This window comes from Dokdonella sp. GW821-FHT11D02 (assembly GCF_058808595.1).
Genome location: NZ_CM179520.1, coordinates 3,604,190 through 3,628,310, shown reverse-complemented (window position 1 = coordinate 3,628,310; position 24,121 = coordinate 3,604,190). Strand labels below are relative to the sequence as shown.

The window sequence follows — 24,121 nt, the reverse complement described above, 5'->3', positions numbered from 1 at the left end:
GACACACGCAGGACCGTCATGCCGAATCTTGCGGCGCGCATGAGTCGCGCCAAACCCAGTGCGATCATGGCCGTGGCCGAAAAGGCCAAGGCGCTCAAGGCCGCCGGCCGCGACATCATCAGTTTCTCGATCGGCGTACCGAATTTCCTGCCCGGCGAGCACGTCTACGCCGCGGCACGCGAAGCGCTCAACCACGACAGCGGCCAGTACGGCTCCAATCGCGGCCCCGAAGCGCTGCTCGACGCCTTCATCAAGCATCTCGACGACGGTGGCCTGAAGGGCTACGGGCGTAAGAACATCGCTACCGGCATCGGCGCCAAGCACATGCTCTACAGCCTGGCCGAAGCGCTGCTCGATCCGGGCGATACGATCGCCTTCCCGGTGCCGTACTGGACGACCTACGTCGACATCGCCGACATCGTGGGTGCGGAAAAGCGTCTGTTGCCGTGCCCGGCCAGCCAGAACTACAAGCTGACGCCGGCCCAACTCGACGCCGCGCTACCGGGCGTGAAACTTTTCCTCTTCAACAATCCGTCCAATCCGACCGGCATGGTCTACAGCAAGGACGAGATCGCCGCGCTCGCCGACGTCTTGGTCAAGCACCCCGACGTGTGGATCGTCTGCGACGACATCTACAACCGCATGGTGTTCGACGGCCTCGGCTACCACAACTTCGTCAACGCGCGGCCGGAGCTGCGCGAGCGCACCGTGCACGTCGATTCGATCTCCAAGACCTACGGCATGCCGGGCTGGCGCGTCGGCTTCATCGCCGGTCCCGAAAGCGTGGCGCAGGCGATGGTCACGCTCAATTCGAACCACATCACCAACGTGCCGGAAGTGGTCAACGCGGCCGCCACCGCGGCGCTGAGCGGACCGCAGACGATCACCGAGCAGAAGTGCGCCGAATTCCAGGCCAAGCGCGACCAGGTGCTGGCCGCGGTGCTGTCGATTCCGGGCGTGGTCTGCCCGCGCCCGCAAGGCGCGTTCTACGTGTTCCCCAACGTCTCGGTCGCGTTCGGCAAGAGCCATGGCGGCGTCAAGATCGGCAACGACGTCGAGCTGTGCAACGCGCTGCTCGAAACCAAAGGCGTCGCCTGCGTGCCGGGCTCGGCGTTCGGCGATCCGAACGCGCTGCGCATTTCCTACACCTGTCCGACCGCGCAGCTGGCCGAGGGCCTCAAGCGCTTCTGCGAGTTCTTCGCCGAACTGAGCTGATCGCATGCGCCGCCTCGCGCTCGTGCTGCTGGCCGCCGTCGCGCTCGCGACGCTGGCCGCGTGCACACGCAGGGCGCCGCTCGACCAGGCCGCCCTGCGCGCGACGATCGGCAGCGAGCCGGTCGTGCTGTTGTCGGCGAGTTGGTGCGGTTACTGCCGCAAGCTGCGCGCCGACCTCGATCGCTGGGGCGTGCGCTACCGCGAGTACGATATCGAGCAGAGCGAGCGCGGCGCGCGCGCCTACGGCTTGCTGCGAAGCTCCGGTGTGCCGGTGCTGGTGGTCGGCGAGCGGCGCTTCCACGGTTACGTTCCGCAACAGATCCGCCAATCGCTGTCCGACGCCGGCCTGTTGCCGGCGCCGGCACCCTGATCGCTCCGAAAACCCGCTCCGCCACACGTCATGTGTCGCTTCCCGATTCCTTACCGCAATCCCGCGAGGTAGAAACGATGAAAGCTCCCGTCCGAGTTGCCGTCACCGGCGCTGCCGGCCAGATCGGTTACGCCCTCCTGTTCCGCATTGCCGCCGGCGACATGCTCGGTCCGGACCAGCCGGTGATCCTGCACTTGCTTGAAATCACGCCGGCGCTGCCCGCGCTGCAGGGCGTGGTGATGGAACTCAACGACTGCGCCTTTCCGACCTTGGCCGGGATCGTCGCCACCGACGACGTCAACGTCGCGTTCAAGGACGTCGACTACGCCCTCCTGGTCGGCGCGCGTCCGCGCGGCCCCGGCATGGAGCGCAAGGACCTGCTCGAAGCGAACGGTGCGATCTTCGCGCCACAGGGCAAGGCGCTCAACGATCACGCCAAGCGCGACGTGCGCGTGCTGGTGGTCGGCAATCCGGCCAATACCAATGCGCTGATCGCGCAGCAGAACGCGCCCAGCCTCGATCCCAAGCAGTTCACCGCGATGGTGCGCCTCGACCACAATCGCGCGCTGTCGCAGCTGGCCGAGAAGACCGGCGCGCACACCACCGACATCCGCAAGATGACGATCTGGGGCAACCACAGCTCGACCCAGTATCCGGACATCCATCACGCCACGGTCAAGGGCAAGTCCGCGGTCGAGGCGATCGATGGCGGTTGGTACAAGGACAGCTTCATCCCGACCGTGCAGCAGCGCGGCGCGGCGATCATCAAGGCGCGCGGCGCCTCGTCGGCGGCGTCCGCCGCGTCCGCCGCGATCGACCACATGCGCGACTGGGCGCTCGGCACGGCGGACGGCGATTGGGTTTCGATGGCGATCCCGTCCGACGGTTCCTACGGCATCCAGCCCGGCGTGATCTACGGCTATCCGGTCACGGTCAAGAACGGCCAGTACGCGATCGTGCAGGGCCTGGAGATCAATGCGTTCTCGCGCGAGCGCATGGACGCGACCGAGAAGGAACTGCGCGAAGAGCGCGCCGGCGTCGAGCATTTGTTCGCCAAGGGCTGAGTTTCGTCCGTATTCCGTCAACCGCCCTCCCGAGTGTGATCGGGAGGGTGCCGCCGATGCGCGAGCGCATCGTCCTTCCGAGAGGTATTCGATGAACAAGCTCACCCTCGCACTGTTGGCGTTCGCCACCAGTACCGCCGCCTTCGCCGGCGAAGGCATGTGGACGCCGGACAATCTGCCCACGGCAGCGGTGCAGGCGAAGCACGGCTTCACGCCGGATGCGCGCTGGGCCGAGCACGTGCAGAAGGCGGCGCTGCGCTTGGCCGGCGGTTGTTCGGGTTCGTTCGTGTCGGCGAACGGGCTGGTGCTGACCAATCATCATTGCGTGAACTCTTGCGTGCAGCAGCTCTCGAGCGCGGAGAAGGACTACATCAAGTCCGGCTTTCTGGCGAAAGAGCAGAAGGACGAGATCAAGTGCCCGGAGATCGAGCTGAACCGGCTCGACCAGATCGTCAACGTCACCGAGCGCGTCGGCAAGGCGACCGCCGGCAAGACCGGCGAGGACTACAGCAAGGCCGAGAAGGCGATCAAGTCCGAGCTGGAGAAGGAGTGCGTCGGCAAGGACAGCGCGAACACGCGCTGCGACGTCGTCGATCTCTATCACGGCGGCGTCTACGACTTGTACAAATACCGCCGCTTCCAGGACGTGCGTCTGGTGTTCGCGCCGGAGCTCGAAATCGCGTTCTTCGGCGGTGATCCGGACAATTTCAACTTCCCGCGCTACGACCTCGACATGGGCGTGCTGCGCGCCTACGAGAACGGCAAGCCGGTCAAGGTGAAAGACTACTTCCCGTTCTCCAAGAACGGCGCCGACGAAGGCGAAATGACAGTCATCGTCGGCAACCCGGGCGGTACCGATCGCCAGCTGACGATCGCCCAGCTCGAATCGGTGCGCGACGACGAGTTGATTTCATATCTCTTGTTGCTGGCCGAGCGTCGCGGCCTGCTCGAGCAGTTCCGCAGCCAGAGCGCGGAGAAATGGCGCATCGCGCAGAGCGACCTGTTCTACACCGAGAACTCGTTCAAGGCGCTGCGCGGCCGTCTGCAGGCGCTGCAGGACCCGAGCGTGTTCGAACTCAAGCGCCAGCAGGAAAAGGAGCTGCGCGATTTCGTCGACGCCGATCCCGCGCGCAAGCAGAAGTACGGCGCCGCCTGGGACGAGATCGCCAAGGCGGTCGCGCTCCATCGCAACATCGAGGATCGCTACTCCTACATCGAGTCCGCCCGCGGCTTCTACTCGCGCTATTTCGACTACGCACGCACCCTGGTGCGCGCGGCGGCCGAGCGCGGCAAACCCAATGCGGAACGTCTGCGCGAATACAGCGATTCCAGACTGCCGAGCGTGACGCAGAAACTGTTCTCGACCGCACCGGTGTACGCGGACTACGAGAAGGTCAAACTCGGCTGGTCGTTGGCCAAGCTGCGCGAGGTGCTCGGTACCGACGATCCGTTCGTCAAGCAGGTGCTCGGCAAGGAAGCGCCGGACGCGCTGGCCAAGCGTCTGGTCGAAGGCAGCAAGCTCGGCGATCCGGCCGTGCGCAAGGCGTTGTGGGAAGGCGGCGCGGAAGCGATCGCGAAGTCGGACGATCCGTTCATCGCGCTCGCGCGCGCCGTCGACGGCGATGCGCGCGCGGTGCGCACGCGCTACGAGAACGAGATCGAGTCGGTCATCGACAAGAACTCCGAGCTGATCGCGTCCGCGCGCTTCGAGAAGTACGGCACCAGCGTCTATCCGGACGCGACCTTCACCCAGCGCTTCTCGTTCGGCGAGGTCAAGGGTTGGGACGAGAAGGGCGAGGCGGTGAAGCCGTTCACCACCATCGGCGGCGCCTTCGGCCACGCCACCGGCGCCTATCCGTTCGCGCTGCCGCAGAGCTGGCTCGACGCCAAGTCCAAGCTCGCTCTCGACCAGCGCTACAACTTCGTCAGCACCAACGACATCATCGGCGGCAATTCGGGCAGTCCGGTGATCAACAAGAACGCCGAGATCGTCGGCCTGGTGTTCGACGGCAACATCCATTCGCTCGGCGGCGACTACTGGTACGACGAACGCCTCAATCGCGCGGTGTCGGTGCACAGCGGCGCGATCCTCGAAGCGCTCGGCAAGGTTTACGGCGCCGATGCGCTGGTGAAGGAACTGGAAGGGGCGCGCAAGCGCTGATCCCGACGACGGCCTTCCCGCGGATGCGGGAAGGCCGTCGGCTCAATCGAGCCGCTTGTTGAAACGCAGCACCGCGATCGTCAGCACGATCGCGACGAAGGCGCCGAGCGCGGCCAGCTCGTGCCACATTTCGCCGATCCCCGCTTCGCGCAGCATGATGCCGCGGACCAGGCGCAGGAAATGCGTCAGCGGGAAGATCTCGGCCAGCCACTGCGCCGCGCGCGGCATGCCGTCGTAGGGAAACATGAAGCCCGACAGCAAGATCTGCGGCAGGAAGGTGAAGAACGCCATCTGCATCGCCTGGAACTGGCTGTTGGCGAGCGTCGAAATGAACACGCCGAGCGACAGCGTCGCGGCGATGTAGACGATCGAGGCGACGTACACCTCGAGCAGTGAACCGCGCACCGGCACGTCGAACACGAGCAGGCCGAGCAAGAGGATCAGGGTGACCTGCACCAGGCCGATGCCGACGTAGGGCAGCACCTTGCCGATGGTCAGCTCGAACGGCGACAGCGGCGTCGCGATCAGCATCTCCATGTTGCCGCGTTCGCGCTCGCGCACGATCGCCATCGCGGTGAAGATCACCATCGTCATCGCCAGGATCACGCCGATCAGCCCGGGCACCGTGTTGATCGGTGCGCGGCGCTCGGGGTTGTAGAAGTTGACGATCTCCACCGACGGTGTCGCGCCCGCGCCGGGCCGGTTCGGCGCTTCGCCGTAATCGAGCGAGGCGAGCGGAAACGCCGACAGCTGCCGCGCGGCCGCCTGCACCGACTGGTCCGAGCCGTCGACCACGACCTGCCAGGCCGGGCGGTCCGGCCGCGCCAGGCGCGTTTCGAAGTCGGGCGGAATCACCACCGCCGCGCTGATTTCGCCGCGCCGCATCGCTACGCCGATTTCCTCTGGCGCGGCGACGACACGGCGGAAATCGAGCACCTGCGAAGAGGCGAGTTCCGCCACCAACTCGCGCGAGTGCGCGCTGTTGGCCTGGTCGAGCACGGCCGCCGGCAGATGGCGGATGTCGAGATTGATCGCGAAGCCGAACAAGAGCAGCTGCAAGGTCGGGATGCCGACGATCATGGCGAAGGTGATGCGGTCGCGCGCGAGCTGCATCAGCTCCTTGCGCACCACCGCGAAAAGGCGCGCGAAGCTCATGCGGCGGCCTCGGCGGCGGGTTTGCGCGTCGAGGCGACGAACACGTCTTCGAGATTGGCGGCGACGGCTTCGACCTCGGCGCCCGGATCGATCGCGCGTACGCGTTCGCGCAGCCAGCCGTCGTCCTCGCGGCGATCGGTCAGCACGCGCAGACTGCTGCCGATCTGTGCGACGCCGAGCACGTGCGGCTCGCGCGCCAGCGCCTGCTGCACGCGACGCGGCTGGCTGCAGTCCACGCGCAAGGTCGAGCCGGGCAATTCCGCCATCAGGTGTTGCGGGCTGCCGTCGGCGACCAGGCGGCCGCGATCGAGGATGGCCAGGCGATGGCAGCGTTCGGCTTCGTCCATGTAGTGGGTCGACACCAGCAGCGTGGTGCCGGCCTCGGCCAGATCGAACAGCGCGTCCCAGAAATCGCGGCGCGATTGCGGATCGACCGCGCTGGTCGGTTCGTCCAGCAGCAGCAACTCCGGCTCGTGCAGTACGGCGCCGGCCAGCGCGAGCCGCTGCTTCTGGCCGCCGGACATGGTGCCGGCGAGACGATTCTTGAGGTCGCCCAGGCGATAGCGTTCGTACATTTCGTCGAGCCGCGCGCGCACCGCAGCGCCACGCAGTCCGTGCACTGCGGCGAGGAATTCGAGGTTCTCGCGCACGCTCAGATCCTCGTACAGCGAGAACCTCTGCGTCATGTAGCCGATCGCGCGTTTGACCGCTTCCGCCTCCTGCGGCAGCGTGCGGCCGAGCACGTGGATCTCGCCCGAGCTCGGCTGCAGCAGGCCGCACAGCATGCGGATCGTGGTCGACTTGCCGCTGCCGTTCGGGCCGAGGAAGCCGTACACCTCGGCGCGGCGCACGTCGAGATCGAGATGGTCGACCGCGAGCAGATCGCCGAAGCGCTTGCTGAGTCCGCGCGCGACGATGACCGCTTCGCTCTTGCGTTCGTCAGCCGCCATGCGTGCAGTCCGCCTGCGCCGGCAGACCGGCCGGCAGTTTGCTCGCCGCTTCGCCCGCCAGCAGCAGTTCGGCGCGGTAGGCGAGGCGGCTCGCGTCTTCGCCGGTCAGCGCGTAGTACGGCGTGAACGCCGGATCGGAACGCAGGCTGCGAATGCTCGCGTCGAACGCCTCGGCGACGCCTTGCACGTGCACGCGACAGCGCGCGCCCTGCGCCAAGGCCGCGCGTTGCGAGGCCGGCACGTAGACGCGCGCATACGGCGCCGGCCCGCTGAGCAGGCTGACCAGGGCCGCGCCGAGCGGCGGCTGGTCGCCGAGCTTGAACGGCAACGCGTCGACTTCGCCGTCGCGCGGCGCGCGCACGTCGAGCCGCGCGCGCGTCAGTTCGGCGTGTTCGGTGGCGGCTTGCGCTGCGGCCAAGGTCGCCTCGGCCTGCTCGATGTCTTCGATGCGGGTGCCGTTGAGCAGTTCGTTCAAATTCGCGCGCGCCGAGTTCGCATCGGCGCTGGCGCTGCGCAACGCGGTTTCGGCGTTGTCGAGATCGGCTTGCGCAATCAGTCCGCGGCGGCGCACCTCGGCCAGGCGGTCGCGTTCCTTGCGTGCGTTGGCGGCGGTCGAGGTGGCGCCGTCGAGGCGCGCGCGCGCGGCGTCGATGGTCTCGATGCGAGTGCCGCGGCGCAGTTCGGTCAGCGCCGCTTCGGCGCGCCGCTGCTCGGCGCGCGCTTGCGTCAGCTGCGCGTCGCTGCGGCGCGGATCGAGGCTGAGGATCAGTTCGCCCGATTTCACCCGCGCGCCTTCGGCCACTGCAATCGTGAGAATCGGCTCGGACACTTCGGCGGCGACCGCGACGCGATCCCATTCCAAGGTTCCGAGCAAGGGTGGCGGCGCGTGTTTCGTGCAGCCGGCGACGAGCGCGGCGATGGCGGCGCAAGCGCCGAGCCGGCGCGCGCGCTCGCGATGTCGTTGGATGCGTTCACTCATGGTCGAGCTCCAGTCCGCGTTCGAGCAGGGTCAGGGTGTGTTGGGCGAGGCGATCCGCGCCGATGTCGTCGGCGTCGAAGATGCGCGTCCAGATCGGCCGCGCTGCGAACGGGAACAGCGTCAAGCCGACCAGGGAGACCACGGTCAGGCGCGGATCGAGATCGGGATTGATCGCGCCGCGCGCTTGCGCCGCGGCGATCGCGTCGTGCAGCAGCGGCGCGAGATGCACCGCCACGCCCTGCAGCAGGCGTTCGCGCAGCAGGCCGCCTTCGGTCAGCACTTCGCGCAGCCACAGCGGCGGCAGCCACGGGTTCGCTTCGAGCACCGCGAACAGGCTGCGTACGAAGGTTGCGATCTGCTGCTCCGGCTTGCCGGCCTGCGCCAGCAGGCTGACGCGCACGCTGTCGGCCATCGGCAGGAAGCGCTCCGCCATCAGCGCGTCGAGCAGGCGTTCGCGGTTGCCGAAGTAGTAGTGCAGCAGGGCCGGCGTGACGCGCGCGCGCCGCGCGATCGCGCTCAGCGGCGTCGCCGCGATGCCTTGCTTGGCGAACAGCGCCAAGGCGACGTCGAGCAGGCGCGCTCGTTCGTCGCCGCGAGAGCGGGTGCGGGCGGGGCGCCCCGGCGCGCGGCCGGTCGGGTTCTTGCGGGTAGTCATGCGCCGCAGATTAATTAAATGGTCAATTAATTTCAAGCGCGCGCGGAGCGGCGGCTACGACCATCGTCGTGGCTGGCTGCGGCGGCCGCGTCCTCTAGGCTTGCAGGCGGCGGATTCGCGGACGGCTGCGGCGGGAGTGTGCGATGGAGTACGAGGAGTTCTATCGGCAGTCGATCGAGCGGCCGGAGGCGTTCTGGGCCGAGCAGGCGCGCGCGATCGATTGGCACAAGCCGCCGCAACGCATCCTCGACGATTCCGATCCGCCGTTCCGACGCTGGTTCGTCGGCGGCGAGACGAACCTGTGCCACAACGCGGTCGACCGCCATCTCGCCACGCGCGGCGACCAGCTGGCGCTGATTGCGGTGTCGACCGAAACCAATCTCACGCGCGAAGTCACTTATCGCGAACTGCACCGCGAAGTGAACGCGTTCGCAGCGGTGTTGAAGTCGCTCGAGGTCGGTCGCGGCGATCGCGTCGTGATTTACATGCCGAACATGGCCGAGGCGGTGTTCGCGATGCTCGCCTGCGCGCGCATCGGCGCGATTCACTCGGTCGTGTTCGGCGGCTTCGCCGCGCACAACCTCGCGCTGCGCATCGACGACGCGCAACCCAAGCTCCTGATCTGCGCCGACGCCGGCGTGCGCGGCGGCAAGATCATTCCGTACAAGCCGCTGGTCGATGCGGCCTGCGCCGCGTCGCGATCGCCGCCGCCGCAGGTGCTGATCGTCGGCCGCGGTCTCGATCCCGATCACGCGCGCGTGCCCGGGCGGGATCTCGACTACGACGAACTGCGCGCGCGCCACGACGGCGCTCACGTGCCGGTCGAATGGCTGGAATCGAACGAACCGAGCTATCTGCTCTACACCTCCGGCACCACCGGCAAACCGAAAGGCGTGCAGCGCGATGTCGGCGGCCATGCGGTCGCGCTGGCCTTGTCGATGTGGGCGATCTTCGACGTGCGCGCCGGGCAGACCATCTTCAGCACCTCCGACGTCGGCTGGACGGTCGGCCATTCCTACAACGTTTACGGCCCCTTGATCGCCGGGGCGACCTCGGTCTTGTACGAAGGTCTGCCGACGCATCCCGACGCCGGCATCTGGTGGCGCCTGTGCGAGCAGTACCGCGTGCGCACGATGTTCTCCTCGCCGACCGCGATCCGCATCCTGAAGAAACAAGACCCTGCGTGGCTGCGCAAGTACGATCTGTCCGAACTGAAATGGCTGTTCCTCGCCGGCGAGCCGCTGGACGAGCCGACCGCGCAGTGGATCAGCCAGGGCTTGGGCAAGACCGTGATCGACAACTACTGGCAGACCGAGACCGGCTGGCCGGTGCTGACCCTGATGCCGGGGCTGCAGCTGAAGCCGCTCAAGTTCGGCTCGCCCGGCCTGCCCAGCCCCGGCTACAACCTGCGCGTGATCGACGAGATCAGCGGCGGCGACGCCGCGCCGAATCAGAAAGGGGTGCTGGTGATCGTGCCGCCGCTGCCGCCGGGTTTCATGACCACGGTCTGGCGCGACGACGCGCGCTTCAAGACCAGCTACTTCAGCCACTTCAAGGAACTCTTGTACAGCTCGCTCGACTGGGCCGTGCGCGACGAGGACGGCTACACCTTCATCCTCGGCCGCACCGACGACGTCATCAATGTCGCCGGTCATCGGCTCGGCACGCGCGAGATCGAGGAGTCGGTCGCCACGCATGCCGGCGTGGCGGAGGCGGCTGTGGTCGGTGTGCAGGACGAGCTGAAAGGCCAGGTTCCGATCGTGTTCGCGACGTTGAAGACGGCGCCCGTCGACGACAGCGCCAAGCGCGAAACCGCCGATGCGATGCAGCGCCGCGTGATCGAGACGCTCGGCGGCGTGGCCAAACCGGCACGCATCTACATCGTCAATGCGCTGCCGAAAACGCGCTCGGGCAAGCTGCTGCGCCGCTCGCTGCAGGCCTTGGCCGAGCAGCGCGACCCGGGCGACCTGTCGACGCTGGACGATCCGAACGTGTTGGAGGAGATCCGACGCGCGCTGCAGCGCGGCAGCGACCTCTGACGCGAAGGCGCCGGCGCTCGCTTCCGCGCCGCATTCGACACCCTGCTAAAATCGCCGGTCTTTGCAGGAGGTCGCATGAGTTCGATTGCATCCGCTGGCACCCGCTTCCGCGCCGCCCTCGCCGAGGAAGCTCCTTTGCAAGTGGTCGGCGCGATCACCGCCTACGCGGCGATGATGGCCAAGCGCGTCGGCTACAAGGCGGTGTACTTGTCCGGCGGCGGCGTCGCGGCCAATTCGCTCGGTGTGCCGGATCTCGGCATCAGCACGATGGAAGACGTCCTGATCGACGCGCGCCGCATCGTCGACGCATCCGGCTTACCGCTCTTGGTCGACATCGACACGGGCTGGGGCGGCGCCTTCAACATCGCGCGCACGATCCGTTCCTTCATCAACGTCGGCGTCGCCGCCGTGCACATGGAAGACCAGGTCGGGCAGAAGCGTTGCGGCCATCGTCCGGGCAAGGAAGTGGTGCCGAAGGAAGAAATGGTCGACCGGGTCAAGGCCGCAGTCGATGCGCGTACCGACGCGGGCTTCGTCATCATGGCGCGCACTGACGCAGCCGCGGTCGAAGGCGTCGACGCCGCGATCGAACGCGCGGTCGCCTACGTCGAAGCCGGCGCCGACATGATCTTCCCCGAAGCGATGAAGACGCTCGAGGACTACCGCAAGTTCAAGGCCGCGGTGAAGGTGCCGATCCTGGCCAACCTGACCGAATTCGGCTCGACGCCGTTCTTCACCGTCGACGAGCTGAGGTCGGCCAACGTCGACATCGCGCTGTATTGCTGCGGCGCCTATCGCGCGATGAACAAGGCGGCGTTGAACTTCTACGAAACCACGCGCCGCGACGGCACTCAGAAGGCCGCGGTGCCGACCATGCAGACGCGCGAAGAGCTGTACGACTTCCTCGGTTACCACGACTACGAGCGCAAGCTCGACACCTTGTTCGCCAGCGGCAAGACGGGGCTCTGAATCCGTGGCGACACCGGCCGCCCCCGCGCCGCGCCGCGAGCGCAACTGGGATGCGCTGGCGGCGGTGGTCGCCGCGCTGATCGGTTTTCTGGCGCTGGTGGTCTCCGGCTACACCGCCTACGTGCAGCGACAGCAGGTGCGCGCGCAGGTGTGGCCGTTTTTGATCATCGGCTACGCCGACCCCAATCGCGCGATCGTCGTGCTGAACAAGGGTGTCGGGCCGGCGCAGGTGCGCAGCATGCAAGTGACCGTCGACGATCAGCCCAAGCGCAATTGGAGCGAGGTGTTGAAGGCGCTCGATATCGACGCCGCCGTCGCCGACAAAATCCAACGTTCGACCATCAGCGGCAACGTGATGTCGCCGGGCGAGCGGATCGAGGCGATCCAGCTGCCCGACGACGCCAGCTACGAGCGCTTCCGCGTGGCCGCGCAGACGCGGGTGAAGATCACCGTCTGCTACTGCTCGACGCTGGACGAATGCTGGCTGCGCGACCGCAAGGCGCGCGAGCAGACCAGTGTGCCGGTCGACGCGTGCCCGGCCTGGCCGATCGAGCAGCAATTCAAAGACTGAACGATCGCCGCAAGCCTGCAGCGATCGCACTACGGAGAAAGACGTGAGCGAGAACGAAGCCACCCCGGCGTTCAAACCGAAGAAGTCCGTCGCGCTGTCCGGCGTCACCGCCGGCAACACCGCGCTGTGCACGGTCGGCCGCACCGGCAACGACCTGCACTATCGCGGCTACGACATTCTCGACGTGGCGACGACCTGCGAATTCGAGGAGATCGCGCATCTGCTCGTACACGGCAAGCTGCCCAATCGCGCCGAGCTGGCCGGTTACAAGGCCAAGCTGAAATCGCTGCGCGGCATTCCGGCGGCGGTGAAGGCGGCGCTGGAGCAACTGCCGGCGTCGGCGCATCCGATGGACGTGATGCGCACGGCCGTGTCCGTGCTCGGCTGCGCGCTGCCGGAGAAGGACGACCACAACCATCCCGGCGCGCGCGACATCGCCGATCGCCTGATGGCCTCGCTCGGCTCGGTGCTTCTGTACTGGTACCACTACAGCCACAACGGCAAGCGCATCGAGGTGGAGACCGACGACGACTCGATCGGCGGCCATTTCCTGCATCTTTTGCATGGGCAGGCGCCGAGCGAGTTGTGGGTGCGCGCGATGCACACCTCCCTGATCCTCTACGCCGAGCACGAGTTCAACGCGTCCACTTTCACCGCGCGCGTGATCGCAGGCACCGGCAGCGACATGTACTCGGCGATCGCCGGCGCGATCGGCGCGCTGCGCGGGCCCAAGCACGGCGGCGCCAACGAAGTCGCGTTCGAGATCCAGAAACGCTACGACACGCCGGACGAAGCCGAAGCCGACATCCGCGCGCGGGTCGAGCGCAAGGAAGTCGTGATCGGGTTCGGCCACCCGGTGTACACCGTGTCCGACCCGCGCAACAAGGTGATCAAGGAAGTCGCGCGCGAACTCTCCGCCGCGCAAGCGAACATGAAGATGTTCGACATCGCCGAACGGCTCGAATCGACGATGTGGGAGATCAAGAAGATGTTCCCCAACCTCGACTGGTTCAGCGCGGTCAGCTACCACATGATGGGCGTGCCGACCGCGATGTTCACGCCGCTGTTCGTGATCTCGCGCACCTCGGGCTGGAGCGCGCACGTGGTCGAGCAGCGCATCGACGGCAAGATCATCCGGCCGAGCGCGAACTACGTCGGTCCGGAAGACCTGAAATTCGTGCCGCTGGCCGAGCGCTGAGCGCGCGGCGACGCAGAACGGGGCTCGCTCAGGCGAGCCCTTCTTCTTGCAGCACTTTGCGCACGGCCGGGTCGGCGTCCATGCGCGCACCGAACTGCACGAGCCGATCGAAGCCGGACAGATCCACGCCCGAAGATCTCGCCCAGCGCAGCACGACGTAGAGATACGGATCGGCGATCGAGCGCGTGCCGGCGAGCCAGTCGCGCCCGCGGAGTTGCTCGTCGATGCGCCCGAACAAAGTGCGCAAGGTTTTGAGCGCATTCGCCTTGGTCTTCTCGATTGCGGCCGCGTCCTCGATATAGCGCGTCATGCCGAACAGGGGATGGAAGGCGGGATGCACGTCCGCGTTCAAGAACGCCAGCCAGCGATTCACTTCGGCACGGCCTTTCGGCGTGCCGTCGCCGCCGAGGCCGGCTTCCGGGTGCAGGTCGGCGAGATAGTTCAGGATCGCCGCGTTCTGCGTCAGGATCCAGCCGTCCGCGTCGAGCACCGGCACGGCACCGGCCGGATTGAGTTTTTTGAACTCCGGTGTCGCGCGTTGCTCGCGGCTGACGAGCTCGGCCTCGTAGGGTCGGCCGATCCATTCCAGCACGATGTGATCGGCCATCGAGCAGGCGCCGGACGAGGTATAGAGTTTCATCGATCAATTCCCCAGTAGTTTGGATGTGGTGGAAACGGCGGTGCGCGAGGTGCAAGCGCGACACGTTCGGCCTGTGTCGGCCTCAGCGCGTAGCGGGAATATCCTCGAAGCGCAGGTTCTGGATCGCGTACGACTTCCAGTCACGATAGTCGTAGTGCCACCACTCGAACTCGTACACCGCGAAGCCCTCGCCCTGCATGCGCCGGCGCAGCAGGTCGCGCCGTGCGCGTGCGACCGCATCGCCGCCGGCGTAGTCGGGATAGGCGCGTTCGGACATCTCGTCGTAGAGACTTGGCATCTGCACTGCGGCTCCGCTCTTCAAGTCGTACAGAGTGAGATCGATCGAGCAAGCGCGGTTGTGACGCGAACCCTGCGCCGGGTCGGCGACGAAGCGATGCAGATGCTCGGGGGTCGCGTCCCAAAACAGCTTGGTCACGTACCACGGACGATAGGCGTCGTGCACGAGCAGGCCGTAGCCGTCGGCGGCGAGCGCGCGTTGCACGCGGACCAGCGCTTCGGCGGCTGGCCGCTGCAGGAAAGCGCGCGCTTCGCGGTACAGCGGTGTCCCTAAGAAGTTCTGCGTGCCGGCGTAGCGGATGTCGAGCCGGATCGATGCGTCGAGCGAGGTCAGCTCGACCAGGTCGGCGCGGCGGAATTCGCCGGCTTCGCTCGGCGGGGTCGCGGCGAGCGCCTGCGGCAACAGCTCTGCGACCGGCCGCACCGGTTCGATGCGGAATACCGCCGCTGTGCCGCCAGCGTCGACCTGCGGTGTGGAGGTCGCCGCGCAGGCGGCGAGGGCGAGTGCGGCGATCGGCGGCAGCAGGCGGCGCATGCGCGGACTCGAAGTGAGATCGACCGCATCATAGCCGCGTCGTCGCCGCAGTTGACCCTACCGGCCGTTGCCAAACGCGAGCCGAGTCCCCACCATCGCCGACCCGCACCGTCCGCACTCTGTCATGAGCGAACTTCCGAGCACGCTGGCCGATTGGCTCGACTACCAGCAGCGCGTGCATCCGCATGCGATCGAACTCGGTCTCGAACGCGTGCGCGCGGTCTGGCAGCGGCTCGGCGCACCGGCGCCGGCACCGCTGGTGATCACGGTCGGCGGCACCAACGGCAAGGGCTCGACCGTGGCCTTCCTCGAAGCGATGCTCGCCGCGGACGGCCGTCGCGTCGGCGCTTACACCTCGCCGCATCTGTTGCGCTACAACGAACGCGTGCGCGTCGGCGGGCGCGACGTCGACGATGCCGCCTTGATCGACGCGTTCGAGCGCATCGAGGCGGCGCGCAAGGCCGATTCGCAGGACGCGATCGCGTTGACTTACTTCGAATACGGCACCTTGGCGGCGTTGTGGATTTTTTCGCAGAACGCGCTCGACGTCGCCGTGCTCGAAGTCGGGCTCGGCGGACGGCTGGACGCGGTCAACCTGGTCGACGCCGATGTCGCGATCGTGACCACGATCGATCTCGACCATCAGGACTGGCTCGGTAACGATCGCGACAGCATCGGCCGCGAGAAGGCCGGCATCTTCCGCAGCGGCCGTGTCGCGATCGCCGGCGAAGCGGACCCGCCGCCGGCGTTGCTCGCCGAAGCCGCGCGCATCGGCGCCGATCTGCGCCGCGCCGGCCGCGATTTCTCCTACTCGCGCGGTGAGGCCGGCTGGACCTGGCGTGGCGGCGAGGTCGAACTCGCCTTGCCGCCGCCGCAGCTGGCGGCGCCGTGCCAGCTCGCCAATGCGGCGGCCGCGATCGCGGCGCTCGAGGCCTTGCGCGCGCGGCTCGGCTGGAATCCTCAGGCGATCGCGCAGGGCGTGGCGCGGGCGCGCATCGGCGCGCGCTTGCAGCGCTTCGCCGGCACGCCGGAGCTGATCGTCGACGTCGGCCACAATCCGCAAGCGGCGCGCGCGCTGGCCGAGTGGCTGCGCAGCACACCGGCGGCGGGGCGCACGCTGGCCGTGTTCGGCGCGCTCGGCGACAAGGACGTACGCGGCATCGCCGCCGCGTTGGCGGATTCGATCGACGGCTGGTTTCTGGCCGGGCTCGAGCGCGACTCGCCGCGCGGCCTGAGCGCGGATGCGCTGCGCGCGGCCCTCGGCGAAAGCCTCGACGACCAGGCCGTGCGGTCTTCGCACGCGAGCGTCGCCGAGGCGCTGGCGGTCGCGTGCGCGCAAGCGCGCCAGGGCGATCGCGTACTCGCATTCGGCTCGTTCTTCGTCGCCGCGGCAGCGCTCGAATTCGCCGCTCGACGACTGGCCAAGCGTTCCATTTAACCTTCGATACAGCCGGGCACGCGCGTATAATCGCGCTGATCTTTCGACCCGGACTCCACATGGATCTGTCGCTGAAACAGCGCCTGCTCGGCGCCGCCGTGCTGATCGCGCTGGCCGTCATCTTCGTGCCGATGTTCATATCCGGCTCGGCGCCGAAGAAAAGCGCAGAAATGGAGACCTCGAGTCTGGCGATTCCGCCGGCGCCGGATCGCGAATTCCAGACGCGCGTGCTGCCGGTCGATGCGGCGGGCAAGAATCCTACCGCGCCGGCCGCGGCGCCGGCCGACGACGGCCGCATCGCGACCGTCGATACCGCGACCGCACCGAAGCCGGTCGAGCCGCCGCCGGCGACCGTTGCCGCGACACCGACGCCGACTCCTGCGCCGACCACGCCGAGCCCGAAGCCGGCCGCGCCGACGGCAGCGCCCGCGGCGGCGCCCGAAGCGCCCAAGCTGGTGCCCGGACAGGCTGCGGACGGGCGCTACTTCGTTCATCTCGGCGTCTATACGGCGAGCAAGAACGCTGACGATCTGGTTACGGGCCTGAAGAAGGACGGCTTTCCGGCGTTCGCCGAGACGAGCGTCTACCAGGGCAAGCCGGCTTCGCGCGTGCGCGTCGGCCCGTTCGCCGATCGCGCTGCCGCCGAGGCGGCGCGTGTGCGCATCAAGCAGGCCAAGCCGAGCGTGCCGGGCAGTGTCGTGCAGCTGGCTGCCGACGCGACCGCCGATGCCGCGCCGGCGGCGCTGCCGAAGAACCGTGCCGGCGCGTTCGCCGTGCAACTGGGTGCGATGAAGACGGTGGAGGACGCGAACAAGCTGCGCGATCGCGTCAAGAACGCCGGCTACCCGGCCTTCGTCGACAAGGTCGAGGCGAGCGGCGCCACTTTGTGGCGCGTGCGCGTCGGCCCCGAAGTCGATCGCGCCGCGGCGGACAAGCTCAAGACCGGCATCAAGGACAAGCTCAAGCTCGACGGCATGATCGTGACTTTGTGATGGAGCCGGGATTGGGGATTGGGGATCGGGGATTCGTAAGAGCAGGGCGCCAGCCTTGCCGAGTCTCTTTCCAATCCCGCCTACCCAATCCCCAGCCCCGGCCCTTCGATGACTTGGGCTGATTACACGATTCTGGCCGTGCTCGGCCTGTCGGTGCTGATGGGCCTTTGGCGCGGTTTCATCGGCGAAGTGCTGGCGCTGGCCGTGTGGGTGTGTGCGTTCTGGGTCGCCTGGCTGCTCGGACCGGTACTTGCGGAACATTTTTCCGGCAGCATATCGACGCCGTCGGTGCGCATCCTGCTCGGTTACGGTCTGTGTTTCGTCGCGGTGCTGATCGCCGGTGCGATCGTGACCTTCCTGATGCGCAAGCTGGTCGAAGGCAGCGGCCTGTCGGGCAGCGATCGTTTGCTCGGCATGGTGTTCGGGCTCGCGCGCGGAATGGCGCTGGTCGTGCTGGTCGTGCTGCTGCTCGGCTTCACGCCGTTCGCGCGCGACCCGTGGTGGAATGAATCGCGCCTGCTGCCGAGCTTCGAGCGCGGCGCGCACTGGTTGCGCGAACGCTTGCCGGCCGAGGTGGCGCGCTACCTCGAACCGGCCGCGAGCTTGATTCGGCCGCCGGAGTCCGACGGCAAGTCCGACGGAAAGCCGCCGGCCGTTACCCATCCTTCCTCTACCTGAAGTATCCAACCATGTGCGGAATCATCGGCATCGTCGGCCAGTCGGAAGTCGCGGCGGCGCTCTACGACGCGCTCACCGTCCTGCAGCACCGCGGCCAGGACGCCGCCGGCATCGCCACCATCGACGGCAACCGCCTGCGCCTGCACAAGGGCGGCGGGCTGGTGCGCGACGTATTCGATCGCGACAGCATGCTGGGCTTGCGTGGCAGCGTCGGCATCGGTCACTGCCGCTATCCGACCGCCGGCTCGGAAGGCTCGGCCGAGGCGCAGCCGCTGTACGTGAACTCGCCGTACGGCATCGCGCTCGCGCACAACGGCAATCTGATCAACACCGATTCGCTGCGGCGCGAGGTGTTCGAGGACGACCGCCGCCACATCAATACCGACTCCGATTCGGAGATCTTGCTCAACGTGCTCGCGCACGAGCTGCAGATCCAGGATCGGATGCGGCTGACGCCCGATGAGATCTTCAAAGCCGTCGCCGGCACGCATGCGCGCTGCGTCGGCGGCTACGCGGTGGTTTCGCTGCTGCTCGGCTACGGCGTGCTCGCGTTCCGCGATCCGCACGGCATCCGTCCGCTCGTACTCGGCGAGCGCGATACTGGCAATGGCAAGGAGTACGCGGTCGCGTCCGAATCGGTTGCGCTCGACATCCTCGGCTTCAAGCTGCTGCGCGACGTCGCGCCCGGCGAAGCGGTGCTGCTGACCCTCGACGGCAAGTTGCACGCGCGCCAGTGCGCCGAGCCGACCGTGCACGCGCCGTGCATCTTCGAATACGTCTACCTCGCTCGCCCCGATTCGATGATCGAGGATGTGTCGGTCTACAAGGCGCGCCTGCGCATGGGCGAGAAGCTCGGCGAGAAGATCCTGCGCCTGATGCCCGACCACGACATCGACGCGGTGATCCCGATTCCCGACACCTCGCGTACGGCGGCCGGTCCCCTGGCGCAGAAGCTCGGCGTGCCGGTGCGCGACGGCTTCGTCAAGAACCACTACATCGGGCGTACCTTCATCATGCCGGGACAGAGCGAGCGCGTGCGTTCGGTGCGGCGCAAGCTGAACCCGATCGGCCTCGAGTTCCGCAAGAAGAACGTGCTCCTGGTCGACGATTCGATCGTGCGCGGCACGACCTCCAAGCAGATCATCCAGATGGCACGCGAGGCCGGCGCGAAGAAGGTCTATCTCGCTTCGGCGGCGCCTCCGGTGCGCTACCCCAACATCTACGGCATCGACATGCCGGTGACGGCCGAACTGGTCGCGCACGCGCGCACGGTCGAGGAAATCGAGAAGATCCTCGGCGCCGACAAGCTGATCTACCAGGATCTCGACGACTTGATCTGGGCGGTGCAGGACGGCAACGAGGAGCTCAAGCACTTCGACACCTCGTGCTTCTCGGGCGAGTACGTCACCGGAGTCGAGCCGACCTACCTGCGCGACCTTGAGTTCGCGCGCTCCGACGACGCCAAGATGCAGCGGCGGCAGGCAGGCTGAGAAGGAGGGCGGGCCGGCGATCGCGCGGTTCGCTGAACGTTTTCTTTGCACTCGCGGCGGACTCGTATCGCATCCTTGCCGATTGCGTTCGTGGATAATCCGCGGCGGAACCAGCAGGGACTCGATACGACATGGAGCCAGCCAGACCCGCCGATCTGTTCGCGGCGGCCGAACTTTGTCTCGCCAGCGCCGACCCGCAGGAAAAGTGCGCGCTGACCCGGCAATACGCGGCGGCGATCGTGTCCGGCGAGCTGGGCCGCCCGGCGTCGCCGCCGCTAGCGCGTTCGATCGAGGTGCCCGGCCGTCCGGCTAGGCCGCGGCTGGTCGCGCCGCGCGCATTGGCGCAACGCGGGCTCGGCACGGCGGAAGGCCGAGCGGCGCTGGTGCACGCGGTCGCGCACATCGAATTCAATGCGATCAATCTGGCCTGGGATGCGGTCTACCGCTTCCGTGACCTGCCCGACGACTACTATCGCGATTGGGCCCAGGTCGCCGCTGACGAGGCGCGCCACTTCGCGCTGCTCGCGGCGCGGCTGAGCGAGCTCGGTCATGGCTACGGCGACTTCGACGCTCACGACGGCTTGTGGGACATGGCCGTGCGTACCGCCGATTCCAGCCTCGCGCGCATGGCGCTGGTGCCGCGCGTGCTGGAAGCGCGCGGACTCGACGTGACACCCGGCATGATCGAGCGCCTGCGCGGCGCCGGCGACAGCGCCACGGTCGAGATTCTCGAGGTGATCCTGCGCGAGGAAGTCGCGCACGTCGCCGCCGGTTCGCGTTGGTTCGCATGGTGCTGTGAGCGCGAAGGGGTCGAGCCGGAGCAGACTTTCCGCGACCTGCTCGAGACGCATTTTCGCGGTGGCTTGCGCGGTCCGTTCAATGTCGACGCGCGCCTGCGCGCTGGCTTCAGCGCGGTCGAACTCGATCGTCTCGCCGAGCTGGCCGCGTGAGGCCGTGCGCATGAGCACTTCCGCATGAGAATTCCCGCATGACATCGACGCGCCTGCGCGTCGCGGCCTTCGTCGTTGCGGTCGCGGCGATCTGGCTGTTGCTTTTGTTGTGGGCGGCCGAGGTCGATTGGCGCGCGCCGCTGACGCCGCAGGCGACGCGCTCGCTCGCCGGCAGCGACTTCCATCCGATCTTCGGCAGTGCCGATGCGCGGGATGGGCGGCTGCACGTGACCGCTGCTGCGGAAGACCATTCCGCGCTGCAATCGACCGCGTTGGCGAACGTCGTCGCCGAGCAGTTTCCGATCCTGCGCTACCGGCTCGAGGACTTTCCGCGCACGCTCGAGCTGACGCTGGTGTTCCGCACCGCCGAGCAGCCCGACGACGTGCACACGGTGGCCTTGCCGTGGCCCGGCGCCGGCGTTTCGAGCTTCGATCTGTCGCGCGTGCCCGCGTGGCGCGGCACCATCATCGAACTCGGTTTCAGCGAATTCGCGACCGCGCAGAACGTGCCGCCCGAACTCGGCTTTCGTCCGTTCGAACTGGTCGGAACCGAACTCTGGTCGCCTTCCTGGCTGGGCGATCTCGCCGCCTTGGCTACCGACTGGCTCGGCGCCTGGCCGTGGAGCCAACGCTCGGTGCATGCGCTCGGTCGTGACACCGATTCGCCACGCGCGCGTTCGGTGGTGGTATTCGCTGCCGCCGCCGTGGCGGCGGGGATCGTCTGCGCTTGGTTGTTGTTGGGACGCCGCCGTTGGCACGGCGTGGCGTTGGGTAGCTTCGTGCTGGCTTGGGTCGCGCTCGATTTGCTCTGGCAGGGTGGCTTGCTGCAACGTCTACTGGCCACGCGCACGCTGTATGCGGAGGTCGCGTGGCCCGAACGCGAACGCCTCGTCGGCGACAGCGACATCCTCGCTGCCGCCGCGGACGTCAAGGCGCTGCTGGCCAACGAGCCGGCGCAGACCCGTGTGCTGGTACTGGCCGGTTCCGGCTATCAGCTGCTGCGCATGATTTGGCACTTGCTGCCGATGAACGCGAGTCCCTTGGTGCTCGCGCTGGCCTCGGGCAGCGAGCTGCCGGGAGGCTGCGTCATCGTGTTCTTCGACAGTGACGCCTGGAACACCGATCCGGCGCTGCGCAAGCTGCTCGCCGGCAGCCTGCGCATTTCCTCGCCGCATGGCGGACACGCGAACGGATTCGAGGAGGGCCGGGTGGTCGTATTCCGGTATCGCCGTGGGCGTTAACTATCTTTTCGCCTGGTCGTTGCCGCTGCTGCTCGGTAGCGGTTTGTGGTGGCTGTTTGCCCAGACACGCAGACACGGCGACTGGGCCGCCGCGGCCGGCATGGGCTGGTTGATCGGCGTGTTTCTCGCCGCGATCGGTGCGAGCTGGCTGGCGCAAGCGGACACCGCGCGGGCGTTCGCGACGACGGCGCCGTGGCTGCTCGCATTCGCCGCGTTGTTTTGGATCGCCGCCGCGATACGGATGCGCCGCGCAGCGTGGGCCGGTGTGGGTTCGGCCGTGGTGCGACCGTCGTTCTGGGTACGTCTGTTGTGGTGGCTGTTGCTCGCGATAGTCCTCGCGCGTTTGCTGTTGGTCGGCCAGGAGGCTTCGCTGCGGCCGATCTTTCCTTGGGACGCATGGTCGGCTTGGGCGGTCAAAGCGAAGACCTGGATGCTGCTCGGCCACGTCGAGCCCTATGTGTCGATGCCGGAATGGCTGGTGCAGCCGGAGACGGTGACGCGCACCTTGGCGACTTGGAACTATCCGGAATGGCTGGCCTGGATCCAGATCTGGTTCGCCAGCGGCGCCGGCGGCTGGAATGAGCCCTTGGTCGATCTCGCTTGGAGCGGTGCGCTTGCCGCCCTTGCTCTTGCGATGTACGGCTACCTTCGCGCTTTCGCCTTGTCCCCGTTAGTGGCGATCGGGCTGGTCTACGCTCTGGTTTCGTTGCCGCTGCTCGATGCTCACGCGGCCTTGGCCGGCTACGCCGACCTCTGGATCGCCGTCACCTTGGGTCTTGCCACCTTGGCTTGGACACGTTGGCTGCTGTATCGCGAGCGCGGCCAGTGGCTGCTCGGCGTCGGACTCGCCCTGTGCCTGCCGGCGATCAAGCTGGAGGGTGCGGTCTGGCTGCTCGCGTTCTCGGCGGTGGTCGCGCTCGATCTGTTGCCCTCGCGCTGGCGCTGGCGCGTCGCCGGCGCCATCGTCGTACTGGCTGTACTCGGTGTGCTGATCGGCGGTTTCGCGTTGCCGATGCTCGGTCTGGGCTGGGTGCACGTGGCCTGGGGCAGCGTGAAGATTCCGATGCTGACGACCTACGAGCTGGCTTGGCATCCGATTGGCGGAGCAATGCTGTCGAGTTTGTTCGCGCTGCCGAACTGGCATCTGCTCTGGTATGCGCTGCCGTTGCTTGTGGCCTGGCGCTGGCGCGTGTTGTTGCGCGACCGCGCGGCGCGGCTGCTCGGCTTGTTCGTGCTGCTGAATATGGCGTTCCTGTTCGTGCTGTTTTTCTTCACCGGCGCCGCTGCGTGGGCGCAGGATTTCACCAGCGCGAACCGTCTGATCCTGCAGATCGTGCCGACGGTGTTCGTATTGGCGGCGTTGCTGCTGCGCGAAGCGTCGTTCAGCGCAGCGCCTGCGCATAGATCGAGCGGATCGTCTGTGCCGATTTCGCCAGGGTGAATTGGGTGCGCCAGCGCATGCGGCCGGCGTCGCCGAGGCGGCGGCGCAGCACCGGGTCGTATAGGTGAGTGATCGCCTGCGTCAACGCCGGCGCGTCTCCGGGCGGTACCATCAAACCGGTTTCACGATCCGCCACGACGGTGGCGACGCCGGAACCGGGGATCGCACTGGCAATCGTCGGCAATCCGGCGCGCATCGCCTCGAGCAGGACCAGGCCGAACGCCTCGCCGCGATCCAACGACGGTAGTACGAACGCGTCTGCTTCGGCATAGGCGGCCGAGAGTGCATCGTCGTCGAGATCGCCGGCGAAATGCACGCGTGATTCGAGTCCGAGCGTCCTCGTCAATGCATGCAATTCGCTCTCGCATTCGCCGCGGCCGATCAGCAGCAGACTCGCGTTTTCGGCTTCGACGAGTGCGCGGAGCAAGACCTCGAAGCCCTTGTAGCGGCTCAGGCGGCCGACCGCGAGAAGACGCAAGCCAGTCGCAGTAGGTGGGAGGGGCGATGCTGAGCGGTTATGGTCGGCCGCCATATCCTCATCGATGCCCAGAGGAACGATGCGCACTTTATCTTTCCACGTTGCCAACGCCGCGCTGGCGTCGAGATACGGCTGCGAGGTGGCGACGATCGCGTCTGCGCGACGGAGTACCGCTTCCTCGAACGGCCGATACGCGCGGTAGAACGTGCGCAAGCGCCAGTCGGGCGAATCCGGCGGAACATCGGCATGCCAATGCACGATCCAAGGCAGGCGCCGCGCCGCTGGGCTGACCAGCGCGGCGAAGCAGGACGGATTAGGCAGATGCAGATGCAGGAGGTCGGGCCGGAACTCACGCAACGAGTCGGCCAGTTCGAAGGGGAAGGCCGGACTCAATGGGGTGTAGACGGGCGCCGCGATGCAGCCGGCGCGGCGTATTTCCACCCCGTTGATGCGCTCGCGCATCCCGCGCCAGCGGCCGGGCCGCTGGTGCACCAAGGCGGCGATCGCGTCGCCATGGGCGGCGCACCATTCGGCCAGCGCTTGCGTGTAGCGTTCGATGCCGCCGCGTTCGGGAGCGTAGTACTTGCCGAGGTGCAGGACGCGCATCGACGCGTC

General features: G+C 67.4%; 22 protein-coding genes. 15 read left to right on the top strand and 7 right to left on the bottom strand.

Features of this window, described 5'->3' with window-relative positions; genetic code table 11:
* The first annotated feature begins 18 nt into the window (after window positions 1-18).
* The 4 genes from AC3QL3_RS15500 (at window position 19) to AC3QL3_RS15485 (ending at window position 4,810) form a co-directional block, all read left to right on the top strand.
* Complete coding sequence (locus tag AC3QL3_RS15500) at window positions 19-1,215, top strand: aminotransferase class I/II-fold pyridoxal phosphate-dependent enzyme (protein ID WP_492894998.1); 1,197 nt, start codon at window positions 19-21, stop codon at window positions 1,213-1,215.
* A 4-nt stretch (window positions 1,216-1,219) separates the two neighbouring features.
* On the top strand, window positions 1,220-1,585 hold the full coding sequence (locus AC3QL3_RS15495; protein WP_492894997.1) for a glutaredoxin family protein: 366 nt from the start codon (window positions 1,220-1,222) through the stop codon (window positions 1,583-1,585).
* A gap of 77 nt (window positions 1,586-1,662) precedes the next feature.
* A complete protein-coding gene (locus tag AC3QL3_RS15490; protein WP_492894996.1) occupies window positions 1,663-2,649 on the top strand; it encodes a malate dehydrogenase in 987 nt (328 codons plus the stop codon).
* Window positions 2,650-2,740: 91 nt separating this feature from the next.
* Window positions 2,741-4,810: a S46 family peptidase gene (locus AC3QL3_RS15485; protein WP_492894995.1), complete on the top strand. Its 2,070-nt coding sequence runs from the start codon at window positions 2,741-2,743 to the stop codon at window positions 4,808-4,810.
* Window positions 4,811-4,852: 42 nt separating this feature from the next.
* Here AC3QL3_RS15485 and AC3QL3_RS15480 read toward each other — a convergent pair whose 3' ends face one another.
* The 4 genes from AC3QL3_RS15480 to AC3QL3_RS15465 are packed head-to-tail and all read right to left on the bottom strand — an operon-like array spanning window position 4,853 to window position 8,549.
* A complete protein-coding gene (locus AC3QL3_RS15480) occupies window positions 4,853-5,965 on the bottom strand; it encodes an ABC transporter permease (RefSeq protein WP_492894994.1) in 1,113 nt (370 codons plus the stop codon).
* A complete protein-coding gene (locus AC3QL3_RS15475; protein WP_492898941.1) occupies window positions 5,962-6,882 on the bottom strand; it encodes an ABC transporter ATP-binding protein in 921 nt (306 codons plus the stop codon). The genes AC3QL3_RS15480 and AC3QL3_RS15475 overlap by 4 nt, the downstream gene beginning before the upstream one ends.
* 22 nt (window positions 6,883-6,904) lie before the next feature.
* On the bottom strand, window positions 6,905-7,894 hold the full coding sequence (locus AC3QL3_RS15470; protein ID WP_492894993.1) for an HlyD family secretion protein: 990 nt from the start codon (window positions 7,892-7,894) through the stop codon (window positions 6,905-6,907).
* Window positions 7,887-8,549 carry a TetR/AcrR family transcriptional regulator gene (locus AC3QL3_RS15465; RefSeq protein ID WP_492894992.1) on the bottom strand — a complete coding sequence of 221 codons (663 nt, stop codon included), beginning with the start codon at window positions 8,547-8,549 and terminating at the stop codon, window positions 7,887-7,889. Before AC3QL3_RS15465 ends, AC3QL3_RS15470 begins: the two co-directional genes overlap by 8 nt.
* A gap of 143 nt (window positions 8,550-8,692) precedes the next feature.
* Between AC3QL3_RS15465 and prpE the strand changes: the two genes are divergently transcribed.
* The 4 genes from prpE to prpC all read left to right on the top strand — a co-directional run bounded on the left by prpE (window position 8,693) and on the right by prpC (window position 13,326).
* The gene (prpE, locus tag AC3QL3_RS15460) at window positions 8,693-10,588 is read left to right on the top strand and encodes a propionate--CoA ligase (protein WP_492894991.1); all 1,896 of its coding nucleotides are present in this window, start codon (window positions 8,693-8,695) and stop codon (window positions 10,586-10,588) included.
* A gap of 75 nt (window positions 10,589-10,663) precedes the next feature.
* Complete coding sequence (prpB, locus tag AC3QL3_RS15455; protein WP_492894990.1) at window positions 10,664-11,557, top strand: methylisocitrate lyase; 894 nt, start codon at window positions 10,664-10,666, stop codon at window positions 11,555-11,557.
* Between the two features lie 4 nt (window positions 11,558-11,561).
* The gene (locus tag AC3QL3_RS15450; RefSeq protein ID WP_492894989.1) at window positions 11,562-12,128 is read left to right on the top strand and encodes a hypothetical protein; all 567 of its coding nucleotides are present in this window, start codon (window positions 11,562-11,564) and stop codon (window positions 12,126-12,128) included.
* A 43-nt stretch (window positions 12,129-12,171) separates the two neighbouring features.
* Complete coding sequence (gene prpC / locus AC3QL3_RS15445; RefSeq protein WP_492894988.1) at window positions 12,172-13,326, top strand: bifunctional 2-methylcitrate synthase/citrate synthase; 1,155 nt, start codon at window positions 12,172-12,174, stop codon at window positions 13,324-13,326.
* Between the two features lie 28 nt (window positions 13,327-13,354).
* On the opposite strand, the gene AC3QL3_RS15440 is transcribed toward prpC, so the two are convergent.
* Both AC3QL3_RS15440 and AC3QL3_RS15435 read right to left on the bottom strand, forming a co-directional pair.
* Window positions 13,355-13,966 carry a glutathione S-transferase family protein gene (locus tag AC3QL3_RS15440; RefSeq protein ID WP_492894987.1) on the bottom strand — a complete coding sequence of 204 codons (612 nt, stop codon included), beginning with the start codon at window positions 13,964-13,966 and terminating at the stop codon, window positions 13,355-13,357.
* A gap of 82 nt (window positions 13,967-14,048) precedes the next feature.
* Window positions 14,049-14,798, bottom strand: a complete 750-nt coding sequence (locus AC3QL3_RS15435) for a M15 family metallopeptidase (protein ID WP_492894986.1) — start codon at window positions 14,796-14,798, stop codon at window positions 14,049-14,051.
* A 124-nt stretch (window positions 14,799-14,922) separates the two neighbouring features.
* Here AC3QL3_RS15435 and folC point away from each other — a divergent pair, with 124 nt between their 5' ends.
* From folC to AC3QL3_RS15400, 7 genes are all read left to right on the top strand, one after another.
* Window positions 14,923-16,236, top strand: a complete 1,314-nt coding sequence (folC, locus tag AC3QL3_RS15430) for a bifunctional tetrahydrofolate synthase/dihydrofolate synthase (protein ID WP_492894985.1) — start codon at window positions 14,923-14,925, stop codon at window positions 16,234-16,236.
* Between the two features lie 59 nt (window positions 16,237-16,295).
* Window positions 16,296-17,228 carry an SPOR domain-containing protein gene (locus tag AC3QL3_RS15425; protein ID WP_492894984.1) on the top strand — a complete coding sequence of 311 codons (933 nt, stop codon included), beginning with the start codon at window positions 16,296-16,298 and terminating at the stop codon, window positions 17,226-17,228.
* Window positions 17,229-17,336: 108 nt separating this feature from the next.
* The gene (locus tag AC3QL3_RS15420) at window positions 17,337-17,906 is read left to right on the top strand and encodes a CvpA family protein (protein WP_492894983.1); all 570 of its coding nucleotides are present in this window, start codon (window positions 17,337-17,339) and stop codon (window positions 17,904-17,906) included.
* A gap of 11 nt (window positions 17,907-17,917) precedes the next feature.
* The gene (gene purF, locus AC3QL3_RS15415; protein ID WP_492894982.1) at window positions 17,918-19,396 is read left to right on the top strand and encodes an amidophosphoribosyltransferase; all 1,479 of its coding nucleotides are present in this window, start codon (window positions 17,918-17,920) and stop codon (window positions 19,394-19,396) included.
* A 131-nt stretch (window positions 19,397-19,527) separates the two neighbouring features.
* The gene (locus AC3QL3_RS15410; RefSeq protein WP_492894981.1) at window positions 19,528-20,346 is read left to right on the top strand and encodes a ferritin-like domain-containing protein; all 819 of its coding nucleotides are present in this window, start codon (window positions 19,528-19,530) and stop codon (window positions 20,344-20,346) included.
* Between the two features lie 38 nt (window positions 20,347-20,384).
* Window positions 20,385-21,587 carry a hypothetical protein gene (locus AC3QL3_RS15405; RefSeq protein WP_492894980.1) on the top strand — a complete coding sequence of 401 codons (1,203 nt, stop codon included), beginning with the start codon at window positions 20,385-20,387 and terminating at the stop codon, window positions 21,585-21,587.
* The gene (locus AC3QL3_RS15400; RefSeq protein ID WP_492894979.1) at window positions 21,577-23,028 is read left to right on the top strand and encodes a hypothetical protein; all 1,452 of its coding nucleotides are present in this window, start codon (window positions 21,577-21,579) and stop codon (window positions 23,026-23,028) included. The genes AC3QL3_RS15405 and AC3QL3_RS15400 overlap by 11 nt, the downstream gene beginning before the upstream one ends.
* Here the strand turns inward: AC3QL3_RS15400 and AC3QL3_RS15395 are convergent.
* On the bottom strand, window positions 22,970-24,112 hold the full coding sequence (locus AC3QL3_RS15395) for a glycosyltransferase (protein WP_492894978.1): 1,143 nt from the start codon (window positions 24,110-24,112) through the stop codon (window positions 22,970-22,972). The two genes, AC3QL3_RS15400 and AC3QL3_RS15395, sit on opposite strands and share 59 nt — an antisense overlap.
* Window positions 24,113-24,121 lie beyond the last annotated feature (9 nt).

Coding starts and splice junctions, on each gene's coding strand:
- prpE (WP_492894991.1), top strand. CDS start 8,693: ATGGAGTACGAGGAGTTCTATCGGCAGTCGATCGAGCGGCCGGAGGCG.
- AC3QL3_RS15425 (WP_492894984.1), top strand. CDS start 16,296: ATGGATCTGTCGCTGAAACAGCGCCTGCTCGGCGCCGCCGTGCTGATC.
- AC3QL3_RS15490 (WP_492894996.1), top strand. CDS start 1,663: ATGAAAGCTCCCGTCCGAGTTGCCGTCACCGGCGCTGCCGGCCAGATC.
- AC3QL3_RS15470 (WP_492894993.1), bottom strand. CDS start 7,894: ATGAGTGAACGCATCCAACGACATCGCGAGCGCGCGCGCCGGCTCGGC.
- AC3QL3_RS15420 (WP_492894983.1), top strand. CDS start 17,337: ATGACTTGGGCTGATTACACGATTCTGGCCGTGCTCGGCCTGTCGGTG.
- AC3QL3_RS15465 (WP_492894992.1), bottom strand. CDS start 8,549: ATGACTACCCGCAAGAACCCGACCGGCCGCGCGCCGGGGCGCCCCGCC.
- folC (WP_492894985.1), top strand. CDS start 14,923: ATGAGCGAACTTCCGAGCACGCTGGCCGATTGGCTCGACTACCAGCAG.
- AC3QL3_RS15440 (WP_492894987.1), bottom strand. CDS start 13,966: ATGAAACTCTATACCTCGTCCGGCGCCTGCTCGATGGCCGATCACATC.
- AC3QL3_RS15495 (WP_492894997.1), top strand. CDS start 1,220: ATGCGCCGCCTCGCGCTCGTGCTGCTGGCCGCCGTCGCGCTCGCGACG.
- AC3QL3_RS15500 (WP_492894998.1), top strand. CDS start 19: ATGCCGAATCTTGCGGCGCGCATGAGTCGCGCCAAACCCAGTGCGATC.
- purF (WP_492894982.1), top strand. CDS start 17,918: ATGTGCGGAATCATCGGCATCGTCGGCCAGTCGGAAGTCGCGGCGGCG.
- AC3QL3_RS15405 (WP_492894980.1), top strand. CDS start 20,385: ATGACATCGACGCGCCTGCGCGTCGCGGCCTTCGTCGTTGCGGTCGCG.
- AC3QL3_RS15485 (WP_492894995.1), top strand. CDS start 2,741: ATGAACAAGCTCACCCTCGCACTGTTGGCGTTCGCCACCAGTACCGCC.
- AC3QL3_RS15410 (WP_492894981.1), top strand. CDS start 19,528: ATGGAGCCAGCCAGACCCGCCGATCTGTTCGCGGCGGCCGAACTTTGT.
- AC3QL3_RS15435 (WP_492894986.1), bottom strand. CDS start 14,798: ATGCGCCGCCTGCTGCCGCCGATCGCCGCACTCGCCCTCGCCGCCTGC.
- prpB (WP_492894990.1), top strand. CDS start 10,664: ATGAGTTCGATTGCATCCGCTGGCACCCGCTTCCGCGCCGCCCTCGCC.
- AC3QL3_RS15480 (WP_492894994.1), bottom strand. CDS start 5,965: ATGAGCTTCGCGCGCCTTTTCGCGGTGGTGCGCAAGGAGCTGATGCAG.
- AC3QL3_RS15395 (WP_492894978.1), bottom strand. CDS start 24,112: ATGCGCGTCCTGCACCTCGGCAAGTACTACGCTCCCGAACGCGGCGGC.